The sequence below is a fragment of the Bradyrhizobium zhanjiangense genome (assembly GCF_004114935.1).
Lineage (GTDB): Bacteria > Pseudomonadota > Alphaproteobacteria > Rhizobiales > Xanthobacteraceae > Bradyrhizobium > Bradyrhizobium zhanjiangense.
This window is the reverse complement of the sequence record NZ_CP022221.1, coordinates 7,399,457-7,420,265: the sequence shown is the minus strand read 5'-3', so window position 1 is coordinate 7,420,265 and position 20,809 is coordinate 7,399,457. Positions and strand designations below refer to the sequence as shown.

Genomic DNA, 20,809 nt, shown 5'->3' with positions numbered 1-20,809 from the left:
ACAGTCTGGATTGCTTCGCTTCGCTCGCAATGACGTGGAAGCAGCCGCGCTCACAACTCCCGTGCATTCGAAAACGCAAACGAACTCACCCTTCTCGTCGTCTCGTCCAGGATCAGCGTGCGCGTGATCGGCGGCTCGGCGCGCTGGGCGCAGTTTTCGCGCTCGCAGAGGCGGCAGTTGACGCCGATCGGCGTGCCTTCGGTCTTCTCCAGGTCGATGCCCGCGGCGTAGGTCAGGCGCGCGGCGTGACGGATCTCGCAGCCGAGGCCGATGGCGAAGCGCGGCTGTGGCAGCGGATGCGGCGCGACCGGGCGGCGCACCATCTGCGCGATCGAGAAATAGCGCGTGCCGTCGGGAAGCTCGATCACCTGCTTGAGGAGGCGGTCCGGCGTGTCGAAGGTCGAGTGCACGTTCCACAAGGGGCAGGTGCCGCCGAATTTCGAGAACGGGAACGTGCCTGACGAGAAGCGCTTCGAGACGTTGCCGGCATTGTCGACACGGAGCAGGAAGAACGGAATGCCGCGCGCGTTCGGCCGCTGCAATGTCGTAAGGCGATGGCAGACCTGCTCGAAGCCGGAATTGAAGCGTTGCGCCAGCACGTGGATGTCGTAATTGAGCGCCTCGGCCGCGGCGAGGAATGCCGGGTAGGGCATCATGACAGCGGCTGCAAAGTAATTGCCGAGCGTGATGCGGAACAGTCGCCGCGGCGCGTCGTCGAGCGGGCCGGATCGACCGATGATGGTCTCCAGATGCTGCGCGCATTCACCTAGGCCCAGCTGGAAGGCGAGCTGGAACGCGCGGCCGGGCGGGTCGACCAGCTCGGAGATCAGGAGCTGGCGGCGGTGGCGGTCGAACCGCCGGAGTGTCTCGCGCATCACGTCGACGGGCATGATGCGGGTCTGGATCGAATGCTTTTCGCGCAAGCGCGCGGCCAGCGCCGCGTAGAGCCCTTCGGCCGGCACGTTCAACTCGTCGCGAAGAGTTTCCGCGGCCTGCTCCAGCTCCGGGAAATAGTTGCGGTTGGCCTCGATCAGCTCGCGCACGCGCTCGACCGGATTGGCCTCGTAGCGCGTGCCGACGTCGCGGTCGGCCATTTGCGCCGCCGCCAGCGTCTCGCCCTGACGTGCCTCGGTATAGGCCGCATAGAGCCGTTGCAGCGCATGGGTCACGCCCGGGCAGAGCTCGGCGAGGTCGCGCAGCTCCTGCTTGGGAACGTCGATCTGGCGGAACAACGGATCGGAGAAGATCTCGTTGAGCTCGGCAAAGAAGCGGTCCTCGTCGGCGGTGGCGAGGTCGCGCAGGTCGAGGTCATAGGTCTCGGCCAGCCGCAGCAGGATCTGCGCCGTCACCGGGCGCTGGTTTCGCTCGATCAGGTTGACATAGCTCGGCGAGATCGAGAGCCCTTCGGCGATCTGGGTCTGCGACAGCCCCAACTGCTGCCGGATCCGCCGGAAGCGCGGACCGACGAAGAGTTTCTTGCCGGAATCGGCGGCCATTTCAGGTCTCCGTGTGCATCAAGGACAGTCTCATTGACCTAAATTTTTAACAGAATTTACAAAATAACATCTATTACATGTTCCGATGTTACATGACATCACCAATAAAAAACAAGGCACCTGTACGAAGTTTCCGTTTTCGCGTTTAGCTCCTGACACGCATTTCGCAATGCACTGTCAAAAATGTCGATGGCAAAACGGTCGTCGTCAGCGAAAAGGATCAGGCCATGAATTATCAGCCCCGCGGCATCAGCCCCCTCCTGCGCCCGGCTTCGTATCAGAGCGAGGTCGAGGCGGCTCAGACGCTTCTTAAGACCCAGCCGACCTGGAACGGGGTGACGGCCGAGGCCGTCGCACGCATGCGCCTGCAGAACCGCTTCAAGACCGGCCTCGACGTCGCCCGCTACACCGCGGCCTTGATGCGGGCCGACATGGCCGCCTATGACGGCGACCCCACCAAGTACACCCAGTCGCTGGGCTGCTGGCACGGCTTCATCGCCCAGCAGAAGCTGATCTCGGTCAAGAAGCACTTTGGCAAGACCGATCGCACCTACCTGTATCTCTCGGGCTGGATGATCGCCGCGCTGCGCTCCGAATTCGGCCCGCTGCCCGACCAATCGATGCACGAGAAGACCTCGGTGCCCGCGCTGATCGAGGAGCTGTACACCTTCCTGCGTCAGGCGGATTCCCGCGAGCTCAACGACATCTTCCGCGCGCTCGACAAGGCGCGCAAGGAAGGCGACAAGGTCAGGGAGAAGGAGCTGATCGGTAAGATCGACAACTTCCAGACCCACGTCGTGCCCGTCATCGCCGACATCGATGCCGGCTTCGGCAACGCGGAGGCGACCTATCTGCTCGCCAAGAAGATGATCGAAGCGGGCGCCTGCGCGCTTCAGATCGAGAACCAGGTCTCAGACGAGAAGCAGTGCGGCCATCAGGACGGCAAGGTCACCGTGCCGCATGACGTCTTCCTCGCGAAGATCCGGGCCTGCCGCCACGCCTTCCTCGAGCTCGGCGTCGAAGACGGCGTCGTCGTGACCCGCACCGACTCGCTCGGCGCCGGCCTGACGCAGCAGATCGCCGTCAGCCACAAGCCCGGCGACATCGGCGACCAGTACAACAGCTTCCTGGATTGCGAGGAAGTGACGGCGGAGAACGCCAAGAATGGCGACGTCATCATCAACCGCAACGGCAAGATGATGCGTCCGAAGCGGCTGCCTTCCAACCTCTACCAGTTCCGCCCCGGCACCGGCGAAGACCGCTGCGTGCTGGACTGCATCACCTCGCTCCAGAACGGCGCCGACCTGCTCTGGATCGAGACCGAGAAGCCGCATATCGAGCAGATCGCCAAGATGGTCGACCGCATCCGCAAGGTCGTTCCGAATGCGAAGCTGGCCTACAACAACTCGCCGTCGTTCAACTGGACGCTCAACTTCCGTTGGCAGGTCTACGATGCGATGAAGGAAGCCGGCAAGGACGTCAGCCAGTACAACCGCGCCGAGCTGATGAAGGCGGAGTATGACGACACGCCGCTGGCGAAGGAAGCCGACGAGCGCATCCGCACCTTCCAGGCGGATTCGGCCAAGCGTGCCGGCATCTTCCACCATCTGATCACGTTGCCGACCTATCACACGGCGGCGCTCTCGACCGACAATCTCGCACGCGAGTATTTCGGCGAGCAGGGCATGCTCGGTTACGTCAAGAACGTCCAGCGCGCCGAGATCCGTCAGGGCATCGCCTGCGTGAAGCATCAGAACATGGCCGGCTCCGACATCGGCGACGACCACAAGGAGTACTTCGCCGGCGAAGCTGCCCTGAAGGCGGGTGGCGTCCACAACACGATGAACCAGTTCGGCTAACGCATCAGGCACTTCGACAGGAGACTGACAATGACCACAGGCAGCAATTTCTGGGTGATCGGGGGCGAGTTCGGTTCGATGAACTTCCACAAGCTCGTGGAAGGCTCGGCCCAGGTCAAAGGTCCGTTCAAGACCCGCAAGGAAGCCGAGGACTGCTGGCGCGAGGTGTCGGAGGAGAGCCGCCACAAGGCCGGCGTCCGCTTCTCCATCGTGGAAGAGCCGTCGCGGGTCCCGGCCTGACGCACTGAACTAAGAAGACGTCCAAGGACGGATGGTCCCATCCAGGCCCTGCCTGGGTGGGATCGTCTGTTTTTGGCACGGGTGAAACGTTTGTGGGTGCCGTAAGTATCTGGAATTGTGGGCCCTTTGCGGACGCTGTGGTTGCTGATAGGTTAACCATGGTGTTTGAGGACGAGGCCGACAATGTCAGAGCCCGAAACCAGCGGAATCCATCCCAGCCAGCCGCGCCCGGTGCGGCTGCGCGATGCGCTGTTGCGCGCCCGGATCGAGGCCGCCGACCGGACCGGCGTGGTCGTCGATCTCAGGGACGCCGAGGTGGCCCGGCTCGAAATCCTCAACGACGCGCTCGATCCCTTGTTCGCGCAGGTGCCTGATAAGATCGACCTGTTCGACCGCGGCATCAGCCAGGGCGATACGCCCAGGCTCTGGATCGACGTCGTCGCCCATATCATGATGGGACGTGACAAGCGGCTGTACCGCTTCGTCCAGGACACCCGCTTCGGCCGCATCGTGCTCGCCGAATCGCACGACACCGCTGTTATCGTCGAGGCCGTCACCGACTATGTCGCGCGTCGCATGATCGAGCGCGAGCATGCGATGGTGGTCCCGCCCGAACCGCAGGCACCGGCCACCGAGCCGCCGCGCCGCTCGCGCCTGTGGCCGTTCGTGTTTGGCTTCATCCTCGGCGCCGCCGCCTTGTTTGGCGTCGCCGTGCTGGCGGCGCTGCGGAGCTGGTGAGGCTCCCTCCGTCGTCATTGCGAGGAGCCCTTGCGACGAAGCAATCCAGGAATCTTTCCGCGGAGGGACTCTGGATTGCTTCGCTGCGCTCCAATGACAGTGAACTAAATCAACCGCGTATGCTTGATCTGTCCGATCTGGAATCCAGCCCCCAGGCTCCGCACCGTCTGCTCGCAACGCCAGCCGGCATTGTCCTTCTCGATCGTGAACAGATTATACGCCGCCGCCGGGTAGCGTCCGTGCGCGAGCGCGGAGGCGGAGGGCACGCCGACCGCAGGGATGTTGCCGTTCGGGCCCTCGAACCACATCGTCGAATGAATGTGGTCGTGGCCGTGCAGGATCAACTCGACGCCGTGGCGTTTCAACAGTGCCAGCAGCTCGGCCGCGTCCGTCATCCGCTTCTGGCGCGCGACGGATTTCAGTGGGTGGTGCACCAGCAGCACGCGGAAGACGTCTTCCGCGGCGAGCCGGTCGAGAACCTGTTCGAGCGACGCGAGCTGATCGCGCCCGAGCGTGCCCGTCGCCATCAGCGGCAGGGTCGGCACCGCCGTCGACAGGCTGATCAGCGCCAGCGGCCCACGCCGACGGACGGCTGGGAAAGCCACGGTGTCGGGCGTGTCCGCGGCGATGTAGTGCAGGAACGTCTCGCCGAAACGATGACGCGTCGCGCTGACATAGGCATCGTGATTACCGGGGATCGCGGTGACGCGGTCGGGCGGGCCGACGCTTTCGAGCCAGGCCAGGGCCGGCGCGAATTCGGCTTCCAGCGCGAGGTTGACGAGATCGCCCGTTACCGCGATGTGGTCGGGCGCCTGCGCCTTCATGTCGGCAACCAGCGCGTCGAGCACCTCACGGCGCTGGTATTTGTGCCGATTGCGCGTCCAGTTGACGTAACCGAGCGCGCGCTTGCCGGCGAGCTCGATCAGCCGCGGCTCCGGCAGTGGCGGCAGATGCGGATCGGACAGATGGGCGAGCGTGAAGGGGGCCATGGCGCGCGATTGCCTCGCTATTGCTCCGCTGTAATGGCAAGGTCGCAGCCGGCGCGCAAGCAGGGCCTCAAAAGGGGGTGTCAAGGAAAGCCTGATGGGAGAACGTCTGAACACCATTCGACGAAAATTCGAGCCGCTGCTGCGGCGCCTCTTCCATGTCTATTTCCTGTTGGTCCGCGGCATGACGCTCGGCGTCCGCGCCGTGGTGCTGGACGCGGAGAACCGGGTGTTCCTGGTCAGGCACAGCTATGTCAGCGGCTGGTACCTGCCCGGCGGCGGCGTCGATTTCGGCGAGACCATGGCGCACGCGCTACGGCGCGAGCTCAAGGAGGAGGGTGACATCGATCTGATCGGAGATGCCGTGCTGCACGGCATCTTCCTCAACAGCCACGTCTCCCGCCGCGACCATGTCGCGGTCTACGTCGTCAGGCAGTTCAGTCAGGACCGCCTGCCCGCGCCCAATCACGAGATCGTCGAATGCGGGTACTTCGCGATCACGGCGCTGCCCGAGGGGACCACGCCCGGCACACGGCTGCGGATCGCGGAAGTGCTGGGCGGCAAGCCCCTGATTGCGACGTGGCGCTGAGGGCGGGCTGTACTGGTCGTTCAACGGCGAGTCAGAACACCTCTCCCGCCGGCGCTGAAAAGGAACTGAGCATCTTTGCTGCCCGATGGACCGCGCTGCGTTCAGGTGCTATCCCGCCAACTGACATGACCGATCTCTCACTCACCATCCTTCCCGAGGCCGCCGGCGACGCCCAGGCGATCGAACGGCTGCACGAGCGCACCTTTGGTCCCGGCCGCTTCGTGCTCAGCGCCTATCGGATTCGCGAGCACGTCGACCATCTGCTCGAACTGTCCTTCACCGCGCGCATCGGCACGCTGCTGGTCGGCTCGGTCAGGCAATTGCCGATCCTGATCGGCGACACGCCGGCGCTGCTGCTCGGGCCGCTCACCGTCGAGCCGCCGTTCCGCGACCGCGGCATCGGCCGTCTCCTGATGGAGCGCGCGCTGAAGGACGCCAAGGAAAAAGGCCACGCCATCGTGCTCCTGGTCGGCGACGAGCCCTATTACAGCCGCGTCGGCTTCAAGCCGGTCCCCAAGGGCCGCGTCACCATGCCGGGGCCGGTCGACGCCGCCCGTATCCTGGTGTTCGAGCTCGTCGACGGCGCTTTCGAGGGCGTGTCGGGGGCGGTCGGTCCCGACTGGAGCAAGGCGCGGGGGTAGGGGCTACGACGCTGCGAATTGGAAGCGCGGCGTTGCCTCATACACCGTCATTGCGAGCGTAGCGAAGCAATCCAGAATCTTTCCGCAGTGACGTCTGGATTGCTTCGCTACGCTCGCAATGACGGTGTGGAGACAGCCGTGCAGCCCGGATTAGCTGAAGCGCAATCCGAGACGCGAGGTCAGTCAGTCGGGGCCAATAGGCCCCGACTGCTTCGAAACTAGAACTTGAAGTTCGCGAATGCCCTGACGCCGATGCCTGGCATCAACACCTCGTCCTTGGTGTAGGACACCGAGTTGCGGATGTTCTCGTTGAGGAGATTGTTGCCGACGATGCCGGCCATCATCTCGCGTGCGCCGAACCAATTGCGGTCGAGCTTGGTCTTGTAGCTGACCTCGGCCTTCAGCAGATTGTAGCCAGCTGTCGGGGTCTCCGCGATCACCGCGACGTTGTTCTGCGCGAAGGCGTGCAGCAGGTTGACGCGCATCAGCCAGTTGTCGTCGCGCCAGAACACGCCGCCGCCCATTCTGAGCGGCGGAATCCGCGGCACGTTGGTGCCGTCGCTGAAGGTGGCGCGGACGAAATCGAGCTGGTTCTCGATGCCCCAGATGCCGCCCTGGAACGCGCCGACGTCGAGCTGCGACTGGAATTCGCCGCCGCGGAAATTCGCATTGCGTTGCGAGTAGACCGCCTGGTTCAGCTCGGCGCCCGGCGTGCCGCAGGACGCAAAGTCGTCGTCGCAGGACACGCCGGTGAGACGGCGGAAGATGAAATTGTCGAAATGCGTGTAGTAGACCGTCGCCTCGAACCGGAACGGCCCCGTCGCCTTGCGCACGCCGAGCTCGACCGATTTCGCGGTCTCGATGGTGAGGTTCGGATTGCCGATGTCAAAGGTCGCGGTCGCGTCGTGGCCGCCGCGGGAAAACAGCTCGGCCGCCTTCGGTGCGCGCTCGACATATTGTGCGGTGATGCTGCCGACCATGCCGCCCGGCAGGTCCTGCAACAGGCCGATGCTGCCGCTCTTCGGGGTGAAGGACGGATTGCGCGAGATCGCCGTCTGCGGCGTGCCGTCGGGCAGGTAATCGGCCGGGAAGTCCGGCGTCGTGCCGTGCAGCTCGACATGCTCGATGCGGCCGGCGATCTGCGCCCGCGTCGCTTCCGTGAACTTGAACTCGTTGAAGGCGTAGCCGGCAACGCGCGTGCTGTTGTTGGGGTCCCACAGGCCGTTGAACAGCGTGCCGGGATTGTCGGGGCTCGGCGCGCTCAATTCCTGATGTCCGACCTGGAAGCCCAGCGCCGTGGTCACCTCGGCGAAGCGCGCGTTGAATGGCATCAGCTGCACCTCGGTGCGGATCTCCTGCTCCTTGTTGGTGAAGGTCTGCCTGATGCCGTCGCTGCTGAGGTCAGCGGGATCGGCAAGACCGATCTCGTTGTGCCGGTAATCCGTCGCGCCGGCCCAGAAGCGGACGGCATCGATCGCGGCCGCGTCGGGATGGTACTCGCCCTTGACGTTGATCTTGGTCTGGTGGCCGTCGATCCGCGTGTTGTGGTCGGCGCCGTCGATGCCGGGGATGTGGTAGAGCGAGTCGTTCTGCGTGATCGACGCGCCGATATAGCCGCCCTGGAAGAAGTAGGAGCCGCCGATCGAGGCGCCGTCGGAACGCGTCGCCGAGTTGGGCTGGCGACCGTTCACGGGGCGCGACTGGTCGGTGAGATAGGGATAGCTCGGGATGTAATAGTCGGAGGTCGTGCGGCCATAGGCGTCGGCATGGAACGCAAAATTGCCGCCGCCGGTATCAAGCAGCACGCCGCTTTCGACGCCGCGATCGACCGAGCTGAACGCGGTGCGCGTCTCGGCGGTGACGCAAGGCGAGGTCGCGGCGCTCGCGAGCGGGGCCTTGGTCGGCAGGCCGTAGGTCTGGAACGACGGCGCGCAGGACGGCATCGCGTCCGGAATCCGGTTGTTGGTGGCGCTGACGACGCCGCCGATCGAGGTCGAGCCGTAGCGCAGCGCGGCCGGCCCGCGCACCACTTCGACCTGGTTGGTGGCGAGCGGATCGATCGGGACGAAATGATCCTCGCCGAGATCGGACGCGCCGCCGCCATTGGTGCCGTTCTCGACGATGCCGACGCGGTTGACATCGAGGCCGCGGATGATCGGCCGGCTGGAGGCGCCGGGCGCGAAGCTCGAGCCGGTGATGCCGGGCTTGGAGAACAGGAGATCGCCGAGTTGACCGCCGCCCTCGCGGCGGATCTCCTCGTTCGGCACCACGGTGACGGTCGCGAACTGGTTGGTCACAATAGGCAGCACGCCCTGCTGAGGCGCGGCGGGCGCGGGGGCTGCGGGCGGGGCTTCCGCCGTTTGTTGGCGGCTGCGCACCCGCGCGGTTCGCGTGCCGCGACCTGCGCTGCGGGACGGCACCACCGCTCGGCGCACGATCGGGCTCGGCGCCGTCACGGTGACGGCCGGGATCTCGGTCGACGATTTGTCTTGCGCAGGCTGTTGTGCCGGCTCTTGGGCGAAGGCGGGCGTGGCGGCGACGCCGAGCAGGAGCAGGCTTGCTCCGCCAAGGCGCTGCGCGCGTCGCAATTGAAATGACATGGTCCTGATTCCAGCCAGGCCGTCCGCATGATTGTCTGCTGATCGGAGGCGGCCTGCCGTCGCAGCGCGACGGAATTCGACTTCAACTTCTCCCAGGCATTCGCCGCCATGCGGCGAGGCTGGGCATGATCAAGCGTTGGAGGTCAGGACGCAGGAGGGGCGCGGGGCTGGAACGCCGTGCCGGCCGATTTCAGATGGATGAATTCGGCATCGGTGGTGCGGTGGAGCAGCTCGATCGCCTGCGGCAGCAGCAGCACCGGCGGCGTCGCGAACACGATTGTGCCCGCCATCGCGACGACGGCGCAGATCGCGCAATTGTCGTCGCCGGGATGCTCGCGGTCAGGACGGGCGGGCGATTGCTTCTGGACCGCGCCGCGGTCCATCGCAGCAACGCCCTTGGCGATGTCCTTGGCGCTGTCCGTCTGCTGCAGCGAGGATTGGGCGAGGGGCGCGGCCTGCGCGAACCAGTGGCTGTGGCCGAACGTCAGCGCGAACTGCACCAGCATCGCGAACAGCGCGAGCCGGGCACCGTGCCTCACATTTGACCGAAACCATTTCATCCGAAAGCGCCCCACACCGCGCGGCCAATCCCCTGGCATCGCGGCGTTACAATGTAACATCGCCCGATCGATCAGCGGATGTCAACGGTAGGCGGATCGGCGCGCGCAGGCCGCCGACCCAATGTGTCGTTCCGGCAACTAGTCTAGAGTGGATTGAGATTAGGCCTGATGCAGCAACGCAGAAGGTGCGCTCCGTCTCCCGCTTGCGGGAGAGGGCTGGGGAGAGGGTGTCTGTTTGGAGAGAACCCTCACCCGGCGCTTCGCGCCAACCTCTCCCGCAAGCGGGAGAGGTTGAACGAGCCCCCGACCAAGAGATCACCGCCCTTCGCGGACCCAAGTCGCGGCGAAGGCACCGAGCAGCAGCAACAGGCCGATCAGCCCGGCGAAGATCGGCAGCACGCCGACGCCCTTCACGACGCTGGCATCGCGCATCCGCACGCCCATCCAGCCGTCGCCGTGGAAGACGCTGGTGGAGCGCACCGGCAGGATGCGCGGCAGCTCGACGCTGGAGCCACTGGCCACGCGCACGGCGTTGCCGCCGGTCGCCTGGGTCAGCGGCTTCAACGTCTCGGTGGTAGAGGTGACTTCCGAAAACTCCTTCGGATTGGTCGGGCCGACATTGATCAGCGCCTTCAGCGTGCCGTCGGTGGCCTGCCACAGGCCGAGCTCGTTCGCCGGCAGGCTGGCGCGCCACTCGCCGGGATCGCCGGGGCTGAGCGTCAGGTCGTGCGACACGCCCGATGGCGAGGTCACGTTCACCGGCTGGACGCTGTCCGACATGGTCTGGCGCACCACCACGAGATCCTTGCCCTGCACCTGGAGGCGCAGCGCTTCTTCATCGAGATCCGGCTGCTTCATCAGCCAGTGCGACATCCGCCTGAGCAGGTCGAGATGCGGTCCGCCGCCCTCATAGCCGCGCGCCCACAGCCAGATGTGATCGGACAGCAGCAGCGCGACGCGGCCCTCGCCGAAGCGCGACAGGAACAACAACGGCTTGCCGTCGACGCCGGTCATGACCGGCGGGTTGACCGCATTGCGGGTGTCGACGGTGCGGAAGAACCGGCTCCAGCGCGGCGGCTCGGATCCCGAGCCCTCCAGCCCGCGCGTGACGGGATGGCGTTTGCCGATGTCTGACAGATGCGCATAGAACGGCTTTTCCGTCACACCGACGGGCTCGGCCGGCAACACCGAATCCAGCGGCGTGCGCCAGATGCTGGTGTTGGAGGCGTAGTCGGGGCCGGCCGAGACCAGCACCGCGCCGCCCGAGCGCACATAGCGCGCGATGTTGTCGAAATAGGCGATCGGCAGCACGCCCTGGCGGGCGTAGCGGTCGAAGATGATCAGCTGGAATTCGTTGATCTTCTGCTGGAACAGCTCGCGGGTCGGAAACGCGATCAGCGACAATTCGTTGATCGGCGTGCCGTCCTGCTTCTCCGGCGGACGCAGAATGGTGAAATGCACGAGATCGACGCTGGCGTCGGATTTGAGCAGATTGCGCCAGGTGCGCTCACCCGAATGCGGCTCGCCCGAGACCAAGAGCACGCGCAGCTTGTCACGCACGCCGTCGATGGCGACGACCGCGCGGTTGTTCACCGGCGTCAATTCTCGCTCGAGCGGCGAGGCCTCGATCTCGACGATGTTCGGGCCGGCATGCTTGATGTCGACGTCGACGCTCGCGGCCTGGCCGCTCGATAGCGTGCGCTCGTTGATGACCTCGCCGTCCCTGCGGACCGTGACCTTGGCACGCTCGCCGGAGACGCCCTGGTCGTCGAGGCGGTAGCTGATGGTCTGGGTCTGCCCGACGATGCCGAAGCGCGGCGCCGCCGTGATCGCGATGCGGCGGTCGCGCTCGTCCTTCTGCCCGGTGACCAGCGCTTGCACCGGCGCCTGGAAGCCGAGCGCGGCGGCGTTCGCCGGAATGTCGTGGACGCGGCCGTCGGTGATCAGGAACGCGCCGGCGACGCGGTCGACCGGCACGTCCGACAAGGCCGAGGCGAGGGCGCCGAACAGTTTCGTGCCGTCGGTCTCGCCGTCGGCCTGTCCGGCATCGACGACGCGGACTTCGAGGCCCTTGATCTTCTTGAGGCTGTCGACCAGCGCTTCCTGCGCTTGCGCGGCCTCGCGATTGCGGTTGCCGAAATTCTGGCTCGGGCTCTTGTCGACGACGACGGCGGCGACCGAGGTGAGGGGATCGCGATCCTCGCGGGTGAAGGAGGGATTGGCGAGCGCCAGCAGGAACAGCGCCAGCGCGGCCACGCGCACGGCCGCGCCGCGTGCGCGCGCGAGCGGCAGCACCAGCGCAACGACGACGATCGCGGCCAGCGCAAGCCAGAGGACGATCGCGGGAACAAGCGGCGTGAACGCGATGCCGTAATTCATATCGCCCTTCTATTCGTTGTGAGCATGATCTTCACGGAAAACCGGTTCCCACTTTTCCGGATCATGCTCATTGCCCGAGCCGTTCGATCAGGGCTGGTGCGTGCACCTGGTCGGCCTTGTAGTTGCCGGTCAGGGTGTACATCACGATGTTGGCGCCGGCGCGGTAGGCGAATTCGCGCTGGCGGGTATCGCCGCCGGTCACCGGCAGCATGGCCTGGCCGTCGGGGCGCACCGCCCAGGCGCCGGCTAGGTCGTTCGAGGTGATGATGATCGGCGAGACGCCGTCGCCGCCGCGCGCCGGCCGCTGCGCGCTGTCCTCGTCCTCGTCGCGCGGCAGGGTCTCGACCCAGGTCTGGCCGGAGACGAAGCGGCCGGGGAAGTCGCGCAGCAGGTAGAAGGTCTTGGTCAGCACGTGCTCGCGCGGCACCGGCTCGAGCTCGGGCACGTCGAGCGAGGACAGGATCTCGCGCAGCGTCTGCATGGCCGGGGTCTGCGCCGCGCCGTTCGCGCCGGGCGGTGCTTCGATCGCGTCGCGGGTGTCGAACAGCACGGTGCCGCCCTGCTTCATGTAGGCGTCGATCTTGTTGATGGCATCCTGCGGCGGCTTGGGCGCCCCGGGCACGATCGGCCAGTAGATCAGCGGGAAGAAGGCGAGCTCGTCGCGCGCGGGATTGACGCCGACGGGGTCGCCGGCCTCGAGCGCGGTGCGCTGCGCCAGGAACAGCGTCAGCCCGTTCATCCCCGCCCTGACGATGGAATCGACGTCGGCATTACCCGTCACGACATAAGCGAGGCGGGTCTGCGACACCGCCTTCATGGCGAACTCGTCCGTGACGCCGTCGGCGCGCGCCGGCGTCGGCGAGAGCGCCGCGACGCCCGCGAGCACCAGGGCAAAGATGATCATCGCTGGCGCAGCGCGGCGGCGCAGCAGCGCGGCAATCCCGCCGCCGAGCAGCGCGACGATAATTGCGTCGATCAGGAACAATGCCAGCGCCGTCGACAGCAGCCAGCCGCGCAAGTCGCGCGGCTCGGCATTGGTGTAGGTGGCGTGCCGGGCGCGCAGGCTCGCGGTGTTCAGGGCTGCGATGCGGTCGGCGGCGGCAAGCGTGTTCACGGCGAGCGGTCCTTCGGCCGGACCATAGAAGCCCGGCGGATGATCGGGTGTGGCGCGGTCGCGATAATCTGCCGGCAGCGGTTTTGCGGTGGCCGGCGGCGGGCCGAACGCGCCGAAACCGTCGAGGATGTGCAGCGGCGCCACCGTCTCGGCGGTCGTCTCGGCCGCGACCCCGGCGCCGGGCTTGGACGTGTAGCCGGACATGTCGACCACCCGCCGCAGCATTTCGACGAAGGTGCCTGACATCGGCAGATCCGACCAGCGCATGTCGGCGCTGACGTGGAACAGGCTGACCAGCCCCTTGCCGCGATGCTCGCCCGTCACCAGCGGCGTGCCGTCCTCCAGCGAGGCCCAGCTCTTGGTGGCGAGCACCGCGTCGGGCTCGGCCAGCACCTGGCGGCTCACGGTGACGTCCTTGGGGGCCACGACGCCGGCAAATGGACCGTCGGCGGCGAAGGAGGCGAGATGCTGCGGCTTCTCCCAGGTCAGGCTGCCGCCGAGCGTGCGGCCGCCCTTGCGCAGCTTGACCGGCACGAGATCGTCTTCGGCCTGCGCCAGCCGGGGCCCTGCGAACCGCACCAGCACGCCGCCCTGATCGATCCAGGCATTGAGGCGCTCGCGCAGCTCAGGGGCGATGGTGCCGACATCGGCGAGGATGATCATCGGCAGCTTCTGGTCGAGGAACTGGGTGATGCCCTGCTGCGGCGAGCCCTTGTCGGCGAGCCGCACGTCGGCGAACGGCGCCAGCGCGCGGGTGAGATAGAAGGTGGGCGCCAGCAGCGGCTGCGCGGTCTCGCTGGTCGAGCCCGAGACGATGCCGATGGCGCGACGGCGCCAGCGCTTGTCCAGCAGCTGCACCGCGCCGGCGGAGCGCTCGCCCGAGATCTCGAGCCGGGTGATGTCGTTGCGCAGCTCGACCGGCAGATCGAACGCCGCGTCGGTCTCCTTGTCCTGCGGGCCGAATGAATAGCGGGCTTCGCCGATCGGCGAGGCCTTCTGGTCCAGCGCGCGCACGGTGCCGACGGCGATGCCGCTGTCGGTGCGCAGCACCTTCACCGTCATCCTGGCGGCGGCGTTCTCGGCCGCGACCAGCGCCAGCGGCGCGGAGGTGCCGCCTTCGAACACGGTCAGGCTGCGATCGCCGATGGTCTTGCCGAGGCCAGCCACGAATTCCTCGCCGCGGCCGGTGTCGACGCCGTCGGAGAGCCAGGCGATCTCGCAGTCGCCGGTGGCTTTGAGGAAACGATCGATTGCGGTCAGGGTCTCGACGCGGTCGATCGAATAGGGCTTTGGCGCAAGCTGGCGCAGCGCGACGCGCGCCGCACCCGCCGGCATCAGGGTGATGTCGCGGTTCGGCTCGGACAGCGGCACCAGCGCGATGGCGCGGCGGTCATTGTCGGCGTTGGCGATCAGCTCGTCGGCGGCCCTGATCCTGACGTCCCAATGCGATGCCGCGCTCCAGCCGTCGTCGAACATAATCATCAGCGGCGCCTTGCTGCCGGCAAGACCCGTCTGCGGATTCCAGATCGGGCCGGCGGCGGCGAAGATCACCAGCGCGGCCGCGAGCAGGCGCAACGCGGTCAGCCACCACGGCGTCCGCGAGGGCGTTTCTTCGCGCGGCGCGAGGTCGAACAACAGCCGTGTCGGCGGAAACTCGATCCGGCGCGGCCGCGGCGGCATCACCCGCAGCAGCCACCACAGCACGGGCAGGCTGACGAGGCCGATCAGGAGCAGCGGTTCGGTGAAGGCGAGCGGCAATCCCATCATGCGGCCGGCCCCGCCTTGATCGTCGTGGTACGGGCGCCCGACTTGCTCACCTGCAGGCCGGCATGCAGGAACAGCAGCAGTTCGGCGGCCGAGCGGTCGGTCGCGTGCGTGGTGAACAGCCAGTCGAGCTTGTTGGTCTCGGCGCGGATCTGGTCGCGGTGCAGCGTGAGCCGCGCGGTGTAATCCTGCACCCAGCTCTCGGCCCGGCCGGCGGTGATCACGCCGAACCCTTCCGGCTCGACGAACTCGATGCGGCCGGAGTACGGAAACGACTCTTCGGCGGGATCGACGATCTGCACCATGGTGCCATGTGCGCCGGAGCCGGAGAGCCCTGCAAGCGTGGCCCTGATCTCGGAGATCGGCGACCAGAAATCCGACAGCACGATCGTCTCGGCAAGTGCCGAGGGCACGAAGGACGGCGGCAGGCTGAGCCGTTCGGCGTCGTCATGCAGCATCGCCTGCGCCATCTTGTCGATCACGCTGCGGCTCGCGGTCGGCGCCATCAGCCCGGGAATGCCGACGCGTTCGCCGCCGGACACCAGCAGCTCGGCCAGCGCGAAGGCGACGATCAGCGTGCGTTCGAGCTTGGATTCGCGCGCGGTCTTTGAGGCGAAGGCCATCGAGGGCGAGCGGTCGGGCCAGATCCAGACCGTGTGCGCGGCCTCCCACTCCTGCTCGCGGACGTAAAGATGGTCGTCACGCGCCGAGCGCCGCCAGTCGACGTTCTGCGACGGCTCGCCCGAGACGAAGCGACGGTACTGCCAGAAACTTTCGCCGGAGCCGGCGCGGCGCCTTCCATGCAGGCCGTGGATGACGTTGGCGGCGATACGGCGGGCCTCGAGCACCAGGCGCGGCAGCGAAGCGGCGAGCGTGCGGCTTTCGCCATCGGCACGTCGGATCGCTATGATCTCCTTTGCTGTGTGCCCGTTCTCTGCCGCCATCAACCGATCCGTGTCTTCAATTGCCGGATCACGTCCGGAATCGTGCGTCCTTCGGCGCGCGCCTGGAACGTCAGCGCCATGCGGTGCTTCAGCACGGGCTCGGCGAGGTCGAGCACGTCGTCGACCGAGGGCGCGAGACGGCCGTCGATCAGCGCACGCGCGCGCACAGCCAGCATCAGCGATTGGCTGGCGCGCGGGCCGGGTCCCCACGCGATGAACTTGCCGGCTTCGCCGGCGTCGGGACCCGGACGGGCCGAGCGCACCAGCGACAGGATCGCCTCCACCACGGAATCGCCGACCGGCAGGCGGCGGATCAGCCGCTGCGCGGCGATCAGCGCGTCGGCGGTCATCGATCCTCTGGCCAGCGTCTCCTCGGCGCCGGTGGTCTCGAACAGGATGCGGCGCTCGGCGTCGCGATCGGGATAGTCGACGTCGATCTCCATCAGGAAGCGGTCGAGCTGCGCCTCGGGCAGCGGATAGGTACCTTCCTGCTCCAGCGGGTTTTGCGTGGCGAGCACGTGGAAGGGCTTCGGCAGGTCGTGGCGCGCACCCGCAACCGTGATGTGCTGCTCCTGCATCGCCTGCAGCAGCGCCGACTGCGTGCGCGGACTGGCGCGGTTGATCTCGTCGGCCATCAGGAGCTGCGCGAACACCGGACCTGCAATGAAGCGGAACGCACGCCTGCCCGCGGTGCTCTCGTCTAGCACCTCGGCGCCGAGAATGTCCGACGGCATCAGGTCGGGCGTGAACTGGATGCGCTTGGCATCTAAGCCGAGCGTGACGCCGAGCGTCTCGACCAGCTTGGTCTTGGCGAGGCCGGGGACGCCGATCAGCAGCGCATGACCGCCGGAGAGGATGGTGACGAGCGTGTTCTCGATCACGCGATCCTGGCCGAAGATGACGGATGCGATCGCTTCCTTCGCCGCGCGAATCTGGCCCGACACCTGCTCGGCCGAACGGACGATACCGTCCTCGAGTTTCTCGACACTTTCCGCCATTCGCTCGCTCCTTCAGCCTGCCACGCGGCTTGCCTGCGTCGTCACGTCAGCGCTTCACCTCAGCACATCACGTCAGGCCATCCGTCGGATCATGGGCCCTATGCTAGACTTGCAGGAAGGCCATGTATTCGTTGAATTAACCTATCCCCACCTTATCGGCTTCGGGTTATGTACGGCATCACGAAGTGGCGACCTCGCACACCGGACTCGTCCGGAGTGGAACCGCTCACCGAGGTACAACGTAGACCTGCACCAATCGTGCCAAATGACAAAGTCAGGGCAAACCATGGCGAACCAAGGGCAGAGTGCCGATCGCGGTCTCGAGGGGCTGACTGCCGCCGCCAAAAGCGCTGCCAATGCCGAGGGCGCCAAAAAGGGCCTGCCTCCGGTGCATCTATGGAATCCGCCGTTTTGCGGGGATCTCGATATCCGAATCGCCTCTGATGGTACTTGGTTCTACATGGGGACGCCAATCGGGCGTCACGCGCTGGTCCGCCTGTTCTCGACCATCCTCAAGCGCGAAGGCGACAAGCATTTCCTGGTCACGCCGGTGGAGAAGGTCGGCATTCGCGTCGACGACGCGCCATTCATGGCGGTCGAGATGCTGAAGCACGGCGAGGGCAGCCACCGCGTGCTGAGCTTCCGCACCAATGTCGACGACTGGGTGACCTGCGATGCCGCGCACCGGCTGCGCTTCGAGCAGGCGAAGGACGGCGGGCTGACGCCCTACTTGCATGTCCGCGCCGATCTCTGGGCCAAGGTCACCCGTGCGCTCTATTACGATCTGGTTGACATGGGCGAGGAGCGGATGGTCGATGGCCAGCCGATGTTCGGCGTCGAGTCGGCCGGCGAATTCTTCGCCATGGCCGACGCGGAGCAGGTGAGGGCCGCGCTTTGAACAAAACTATCCTGAAGAACGATCCGGTCGCGCTCAGCGCGGCGGATTTCTTCGCCCGCTCCAGGGCCAGGCTCGGCTTCGACGTCCCGCCCGGCCTCTATGATCCGAATATCATTCCGGCCTCGGGCGATCCAGGCACCGACAAGATGCTGGAGATCATCGCGCGCGAGCAGCCGGTGCGGCCGGCGGCGGTCCTGATCGCGGTGGTCGACCATCCCGAGCCGACCATCCTGCTGACGCAGCGCTCGGCGCACCTCAACGACCATGCCGGCCAGATCGCCTTTCCCGGCGGCAAGATCGACGCGACCGATTCCTCCCCGCTCGATGCGGCGCTGCGCGAAGCCGAGGAAGAGGTCGGACTGTCGCGGGACTTCGTCGAGCCGATCGGCTATCTCGATCTCTACGGCACCGCCTTCGGCTTCCGCATCCTGCCGACGGTCGCGAGGGTCAGGCCGGGCTTCAAGCTCACGATCAACCATTCCGAGGTTGATGACGCGTTCGAAGTGCCGCTATCCTTCTTGATGAACCCGGTGAACCACCAGGTGCACAGCAAGGAATTCCGCGGCATGGAGCGGTTCTATTACGCGATGCCGTTCGCGGAACGCTACATCTGGGGTGCGACAGCGGGTATGCTGCGTGTGCTTTATGAGCGGATCTATTCATCATGATCCGGCCGGTTCTGACCGAGATCGGAATCTTCCTCATCCCCTTTGCCGTCTATGCGCTGTTCCTGGCCGCCACCCGGACCGGCCTGTTCGCGCGATCCTCCTGGCCGGTTGCGATCGTCGCGCGCCTTGCGCTGGCGGCGATCGTGCTGGTGATCGCGGGGTTGATCGGCCTCGCGCATTTCTCCGGCGCGGCGCCGGATTCGACCTACGTTCCCGCCCATATCGAGAACGGCAAGCTCGTGCCGGGCGTGGAAAAATAGGGGCCGACGGATGATCGCGGAGCCTTTACTTGCCCATGCGCCCTGGCTGACCGCAGGCGGGACCGCGCGCGTGCTGCAATTGTTGGGCGCGGACGGCGAAGAGGCGCGGGTGGTCGGCGGCGCGGTGCGCAACGCGCTGCTCGGTCTTAAGCCCGGTGACATCGACATCGCGACCACCGCGTTGCCGGACGAAGTGATGCGGCGCGCCAAGGCAGCCGGCATCAAGAGCGTGCCGACCGGCATCGATCATGGCACCGTCACGCTCGTCATCGACGGGCATCCCTACGAAGTGACGACGCTGCGCGAGGACACCGAAACCTTCGGCCGCAAGGCCAAGGTCGCATTCGGCCGCGACTGGGTCAAGGACGCCGAGCGGCGCGATTTCACCATGAACGGCCTGTCGGTCGATGCTGATGGCGTCGTGCACGACTATGTCGGCGGGATCGCGGACGCCAGAGCGCGTCGCGTGCGCTTCATCGGCGATCCCGGCCAGCGCATCGCCGAGGATTATCTGCGCATCCTGCGCTTCTTCCGCATCCACGCCGCCTTCGGCGCCGGCGAGCCAGACCGTGACGGCTATCTCGCCTGCATCCGGGGACGCGCGGGGCTGGCTAACCTCTCGGCCGAGCGGGTGCGCATGGAGATGCTCAAGCTGCTGGTCGTCGGCGGTGCGTCGGCAGCGGCGCTGGCGATGGCCGAGGGCGGATTGCTGCAGGCGCTGACCGGGGGCGTCGTCTATACAGGTCCGCTGTCGGCGATGATCGCGATCGAGCGCGAGCTCGGCCTGCCGGCGAATGCAACGCGGCGCCTGGCCGCGCTGACGGTCGCCGTGACCGAGGATGCCAAGCGCATCGCCACGCGCCTGCGGCTCTCCAATAGCGAGACCAAGGCGCTGGATTCGATGGGGCACCGCTGGTGGCGCTTGGCCATCAAGGACGAGGCCGACGCACGCCGGCTGCTCTATCGCCTCGGCGCCGAGTGCTATCACGATCGCGTGTTGCTGGCCTGGGCGCGGGCCGGCGGCGACATCGGATCGTCGCGATGGCGTGCGCTCGCCGAGCTGCCGCAGCGCTGGACTGCGCCGAAATTTCCGCTGAAGGCCGCCGATTTCATCGCGCGCGGCATGGCGGAAGGGCCTTCGCTCGGACATGTGTTGACGCTCGCCGAGGACGCTTGGCTTGCGGCGGATTTTCCACTAGAGCAAGCCGCGCTCGCTTCCATCGCCGATCAAGCTGCGGCACGCGTCAGCCGCGATGAGAAAACGTGACCATCGTCTCAGGCTTCGCCGACATCTCGATTTTTCAGCTCCTGCTGGTCGCGTTGATGGCGTTGTTGGCTTCGATCATCGGTGGTCTCGCCGGTTACGGCACCGGCGCCTTGATGCCGCTGGTGCTGGTGCCGCTGGTCGGCGCCGAGCCCGTGGTGCCGATCATCGCGATCTCCGCCATCTTCACCAATTGCAGCCGCGCCATCGCCTATCTGCGCCATGCCGACCGCCGCCGCGCGCTGATCGTGCTTCTCTGCGCGGCGCTGACGACGGCACTCGGCGCCTATGGCTACACGCGGCTGACCAATGCGGGCGCGGCGCTCGTGATCGGCTCCATGCTGATCCTGAGCGTGCCGCTGCGCCGCGTGCTGCGCCGCCGTGAGGTCAGGATCGGCGACACCGGCCTTGCCGCCGGTTCGATCGGTTACGGCGTGCTGGTCGGCGGCACCTCGGGCTCCGGCGTGATCCTGCTATCGCTGCTGATGGCCGCCGGGCTCGAAGGCGCGGCGGTGATCGCAACCGATGCGATGATCTCGCTCGGCACCGGCCTGATCAAGATCTCGGTGTTCGGCCTTGCCGGTGCCGTGACCGCGCAGGTGCTCGCCTTCGCGCTGCTGATCGGCGCGATTGCGATCCCCGGTGCGTTCCTCGCAAAAGCCTTCGTCGAGCGGATGCCGGTGCACATCCACACCGCGATCTTGGACCTCGCGGTGATCACCGGCGGGCTGGTGATGATCTCGGCGGCGGCGAGGCAGCTGACCTGATACACGGCCGAGGCATTGATATCTTCGATTGTGCACCGGTGGAG

At 66.5% G+C, this 20,809-nt stretch carries 18 protein-coding genes; 10 read left to right on the top strand and 8 right to left on the bottom strand.

Going from position 1 to position 20,809, the window contains the following annotated elements; all coding sequences use genetic code 11:
* Window positions 1-50: 50 nt before the first annotated feature.
* Window positions 51-1,496: a helix-turn-helix domain-containing protein gene (locus XH85_RS35640; RefSeq protein ID WP_128935633.1), complete on the bottom strand. Its 1,446-nt coding sequence runs from the start codon at window positions 1,494-1,496 to the stop codon at window positions 51-53.
* Between the two features lie 227 nt (window positions 1,497-1,723).
* Between XH85_RS35640 and XH85_RS35635 the strand changes: the two genes are divergently transcribed.
* The 3 genes from XH85_RS35635 to XH85_RS35625 all read left to right on the top strand — a co-directional run bounded on the left by XH85_RS35635 (window position 1,724) and on the right by XH85_RS35625 (window position 4,333).
* Window positions 1,724-3,355, top strand: a complete 1,632-nt coding sequence (locus XH85_RS35635; protein ID WP_128935632.1) for an isocitrate lyase — start codon at window positions 1,724-1,726, stop codon at window positions 3,353-3,355.
* A gap of 30 nt (window positions 3,356-3,385) precedes the next feature.
* Window positions 3,386-3,595 (top strand): DUF4170 domain-containing protein, encoded by a 210-nt coding sequence (locus XH85_RS35630; RefSeq protein WP_128935631.1) that lies wholly within the window; start codon window positions 3,386-3,388, stop codon window positions 3,593-3,595.
* A gap of 183 nt (window positions 3,596-3,778) precedes the next feature.
* Window positions 3,779-4,333 (top strand): hypothetical protein, encoded by a 555-nt coding sequence (locus XH85_RS35625; RefSeq protein ID WP_164939188.1) that lies wholly within the window; start codon window positions 3,779-3,781, stop codon window positions 4,331-4,333.
* Between the two features lie 104 nt (window positions 4,334-4,437).
* On the opposite strand, the gene XH85_RS35620 is transcribed toward XH85_RS35625, so the two are convergent.
* Window positions 4,438-5,322 (bottom strand): metallophosphoesterase family protein, encoded by an 885-nt coding sequence (locus XH85_RS35620; RefSeq protein WP_128935629.1) that lies wholly within the window; start codon window positions 5,320-5,322, stop codon window positions 4,438-4,440.
* Window positions 5,323-5,416: 94 nt separating this feature from the next.
* Between XH85_RS35620 and XH85_RS35615 the strand changes: the two genes are divergently transcribed.
* Complete coding sequence (locus tag XH85_RS35615) at window positions 5,417-5,908, top strand: NUDIX domain-containing protein (RefSeq protein ID WP_128935628.1); 492 nt, start codon at window positions 5,417-5,419, stop codon at window positions 5,906-5,908.
* 125 nt (window positions 5,909-6,033) lie between these two features.
* The gene (locus tag XH85_RS35610) at window positions 6,034-6,549 is read left to right on the top strand and encodes a GNAT family N-acetyltransferase (protein WP_128935627.1); all 516 of its coding nucleotides are present in this window, start codon (window positions 6,034-6,036) and stop codon (window positions 6,547-6,549) included.
* Window positions 6,550-6,767: 218 nt separating this feature from the next.
* Here XH85_RS35610 and XH85_RS35605 read toward each other — a convergent pair whose 3' ends face one another.
* From XH85_RS35605 to XH85_RS35575, 6 genes are all read right to left on the bottom strand, one after another.
* Window positions 6,768-9,149, bottom strand: a complete 2,382-nt coding sequence (locus XH85_RS35605) for a TonB-dependent receptor (RefSeq protein WP_128935626.1) — start codon at window positions 9,147-9,149, stop codon at window positions 6,768-6,770.
* A gap of 143 nt (window positions 9,150-9,292) precedes the next feature.
* Window positions 9,293-9,709, bottom strand: a complete 417-nt coding sequence (locus XH85_RS35600) for a DUF2946 family protein (RefSeq protein ID WP_164939189.1) — start codon at window positions 9,707-9,709, stop codon at window positions 9,293-9,295.
* Window positions 9,710-10,024: 315 nt separating this feature from the next.
* Window positions 10,025-12,088, bottom strand: coding sequence for a hypothetical protein (locus XH85_RS35590; RefSeq protein WP_128935624.1), 2,064 nt, complete (start codon window positions 12,086-12,088; stop codon window positions 10,025-10,027).
* A 67-nt stretch (window positions 12,089-12,155) separates the two neighbouring features.
* Window positions 12,156-14,969, bottom strand: a complete 2,814-nt coding sequence (locus tag XH85_RS35585) for a DUF4159 domain-containing protein (protein ID WP_128935623.1) — start codon at window positions 14,967-14,969, stop codon at window positions 12,156-12,158.
* On the bottom strand, window positions 14,966-15,910 hold the full coding sequence (locus XH85_RS35580; protein WP_128935622.1) for a DUF58 domain-containing protein: 945 nt from the start codon (window positions 15,908-15,910) through the stop codon (window positions 14,966-14,968). The genes XH85_RS35585 and XH85_RS35580 overlap by 4 nt, the downstream gene beginning before the upstream one ends.
* Window positions 15,910-16,908: an AAA family ATPase gene (locus tag XH85_RS35575; protein WP_128935621.1), complete on the bottom strand. Its 999-nt coding sequence runs from the start codon at window positions 16,906-16,908 to the stop codon at window positions 15,910-15,912. Before XH85_RS35575 ends, XH85_RS35580 begins: the two co-directional genes overlap by 1 nt.
* A 286-nt stretch (window positions 16,909-17,194) precedes the next feature.
* On the opposite strand from XH85_RS35575, the gene XH85_RS35570 reads away from it, so the two are divergent.
* From XH85_RS35570 to XH85_RS35550, 5 genes are read left to right on the top strand one after another with little or no spacing between them, the layout of a single operon-like run.
* Window positions 17,195-17,806 (top strand): DUF1285 domain-containing protein, encoded by a 612-nt coding sequence (locus tag XH85_RS35570; protein WP_128935620.1) that lies wholly within the window; start codon window positions 17,195-17,197, stop codon window positions 17,804-17,806.
* On the top strand, window positions 17,803-18,474 hold the full coding sequence (locus XH85_RS35565) for a CoA pyrophosphatase (protein ID WP_128935619.1): 672 nt from the start codon (window positions 17,803-17,805) through the stop codon (window positions 18,472-18,474). The genes XH85_RS35570 and XH85_RS35565 overlap by 4 nt, the downstream gene beginning before the upstream one ends.
* On the top strand, window positions 18,471-18,734 hold the full coding sequence (locus XH85_RS35560) for a DUF6111 family protein (protein WP_128935618.1): 264 nt from the start codon (window positions 18,471-18,473) through the stop codon (window positions 18,732-18,734). The genes XH85_RS35565 and XH85_RS35560 overlap by 4 nt, the downstream gene beginning before the upstream one ends.
* 10 nt (window positions 18,735-18,744) lie before the next feature.
* The gene (locus XH85_RS35555; protein ID WP_128935617.1) at window positions 18,745-20,001 is read left to right on the top strand and encodes a CCA tRNA nucleotidyltransferase; all 1,257 of its coding nucleotides are present in this window, start codon (window positions 18,745-18,747) and stop codon (window positions 19,999-20,001) included.
* Complete coding sequence (locus tag XH85_RS35550) at window positions 19,998-20,765, top strand: sulfite exporter TauE/SafE family protein (protein WP_128935616.1); 768 nt, start codon at window positions 19,998-20,000, stop codon at window positions 20,763-20,765. The genes XH85_RS35555 and XH85_RS35550 overlap by 4 nt, the downstream gene beginning before the upstream one ends.
* The last annotated feature ends 44 nt before the right edge of the window (window positions 20,766-20,809 follow it).